The organism is Deltaproteobacteria bacterium (assembly GCA_016931625.1).
Classification (GTDB): domain Bacteria; phylum Myxococcota; class XYA12-FULL-58-9; order XYA12-FULL-58-9; family JAFGEK01; genus JAFGEK01.
This window is the reverse complement of record JAFGEK010000201.1, coordinates 1-2,638: the sequence shown is the minus strand read 5'-3', so window position 1 is coordinate 2,638 and position 2,638 is coordinate 1. Positions and strand designations below refer to the sequence as shown.

Annotated in this window: 3 protein-coding genes; all 3 read right to left on the bottom strand. The window is 39.3% G+C overall.

Annotation, left to right across the window (positions count from 1 at the left end):
* The coding region (locus tag JW841_16855; protein MBN1962604.1) for a hypothetical protein at window positions 1–237 on the bottom strand (237 nt) is incomplete at its 3' end.
* 222 nt (window positions 238–459) lie between these two features.
* On the bottom strand, window positions 460–2,031 hold the full coding sequence (locus JW841_16850) for a glycosyltransferase family 39 protein (protein MBN1962603.1): 1,572 nt from the start codon (window positions 2,029–2,031) through the stop codon (window positions 460–462).
* A 37-nt stretch (window positions 2,032–2,068) separates the two neighbouring features.
* On the bottom strand, window positions 2,069–2,638 hold a 570-nt coding region (locus JW841_16845), incomplete at its 5' end, for a hypothetical protein (protein MBN1962602.1).

The following is a 2,638-nucleotide window of genomic DNA, read 5'->3' as shown; positions in this document are numbered from 1 at the left end:
TTGCATGAATTTAGCGATGTGTCCCTTTTGACTGCTAAGCAACATATGAAAGTGATTGCTTACAAAAACAAAAGCGTAAAGTTCGATATCAGCAAAACGATCAAGTGCCTTAGCTAATACACCGGCAATAATATTATTGGTGTGTTTCGAAGGACGTAGAAGCAGACGTGCTTGCAAACAACGTCCGGTTATAAAGTAGATGGCATCAGTTTTATAAAATCTTAGTGGCCTACCCATAGCATAACTCCCCAATAAGTTTTGGTTACATTTGGCTGCATTGATAGCCATTGACAATTATATAAAGCAAATATGATGCCAAGCTCACTGACCGAAAAAATTAAGTAAAATCAAGCTATATTTCTTCTTTCGTTGATTGAAAAATGATGAGTGTCGCATTTTGCGACACTTTTTTTAACGTTTGACACTTTAGATATGGACACTTTAGATATGGGGTCTTAATTATTGCGGTAGGCAACTAACTTTATTTGTCTTAGATTGTTGTGGTTCTGGATGCAAATCTAAAACCAAATAATTTTTGCCTCTCGAAGTGTTGGGGAAGTTTTCGGTTAAATATTTGGCCAAATTATTTGAACAGATAAACTCATCCACTGATGTGCTATAAGAAGTTAATAATACTGCGGCGCGTGCTTGCTCATTACGTCTTGCGATCACCCATTCTTTTGGATCTGCAACTACATTTGCATGCCACCCTTTTCGTCGTGAGTAATATAGTGCCTCAGGCATACAGCATGAACTCACCGAAATGATTCTTTCTTGTGGTGAAGTAATCGCAGCTATATTTTGACCTGCTGCCACATAATCGCCTCGATTGGCATGCATACGCCTTAATGATTTCTGCCCTGTATAAAGTCCCCAGGTAGAAAGCACTACGAGTATAAAAACTCCAGCTACTCTTAAATTATTTGGTAATTGATAAAAATGATTAACATAAATCTGAACGAAAAGGCCAATGAGCAAAGCAACCATCGGAATAAATACAATTTGATAATATGTATGTGCTTGATGACCAGCAGCAATCAATAGAAGATGTATTACCCCACCAATGATAAAAGCTGATAGCCAACGATAATTCGTATTTTTTACTGTTAAAATAAGCCCGGCACCAGCAATAAATAAAAAACCAGATGGTGTAACAAAGTCATAAAATCGCTCATAGATAGTTCGCCAAAAGGCAACATTTGTAAGTATTGCAAAGTTACCCCATTTATCAGTACCAAAATTCCATATTGGAGCAAAGGTAAGTCCAGTTGCAGCGCCAAGTTGATGTGCATACCAATACCATGCAACTACTGCACCAAGGATAATACTACTACCAATCCAAAGACGATAATCTAGTAAGCCTTTTAAACCTCGCCTTCGTGTTACTAAAAATATTGCGGGTAAAATTAAAATACCGAATGTTATTTTAACTAAGCCAGCGCAAGTCATTGCGACTATAGCTAATAACAAATCTTTGCGTCGTTGATGCTCTGCCCATTGGTCTATTGCTAATAAGAAACCAATAGCACAAAAGACTAAAAGCGCCTCAGGCATGAATGTTCTGCCAAAATAAATTGCTAGTGGATTAACCGCAAAGAAAAATGCTGACACTAACGCTGCACTTGTACCTATAATGCGTCGGGCAAAAAGGTAAAGCAAACTCAAAGCCCCAAGAGAAAAAAATACTGATAATAAGCGCCCTAAAAAATCATGACGTCCAAAAACGCGATATGCTAATGAAACTAAATAAGGAAATAATGGGAAATTCCATTCAACTTCACCGTTAGTAGTGCCTCGCCAATCAATGCGAGGATGCATAATATTGGCGTCTTCTTCTAAAAAATTCGCAGCGATTGCTGCCGTATCACACTGACGCCAACTATGATGATCTATTAATGGTTTGTTAATACGGTCAAGACGGTATGCTGCACCAATAATTAAAATTGCATAAAAAAAGATGCGCTGCAAATTTACTCGCCTGGAGCAACCCCAGGCGAGCAAATTATTAACCCAAATAATTGGTTTTCTCATATATCGCACAAAGACATATTAACTATTAAGAAGCAATTTAAAAACACCAAGCAGAACATGATGCAAACCCACTACCGTTAGACAATTTTCCTGCATGTAATGTCCAACTTCCATCGTTGTTTGGATACACCACACACTCCCCTACTCCATTAATATGTACTTGAGTTAGGAAACAAACTTTTACTCCAGTAATGGGAACATTCTTTGAATTACCTGAATCAGTTACTGCAGACACATTACTAAATGTTAACCCCAATTTCGCCCCGGTCACCGCCCCCTCAGCAATTTGATCACTACCAACGGCATTAGCTGCAACACTTGTAGCTGCCCCGCCTTTGCTGTTACTCCCAGCATAATTAAAGGTTACATCATTTGCCGTACCTGCCGTACTTGCTGAATTGGCAGTGTTGGCAGTTTTCGCCGAAGTTGCCACCCCACCGGGTGAATCACTACCAGCATAGTTAAAGTTCACTTTGCTAGCACTAACTGCACCGTCAGCAATGTTTTCATAGCCAACCGAACCAGCCCCTAACGCAGAACTAGTTATCGCGCCAACTGCAAGTTTGGCTGCGGTTACTGCGCCATCTTCAATTTCATTGGTGCTAAT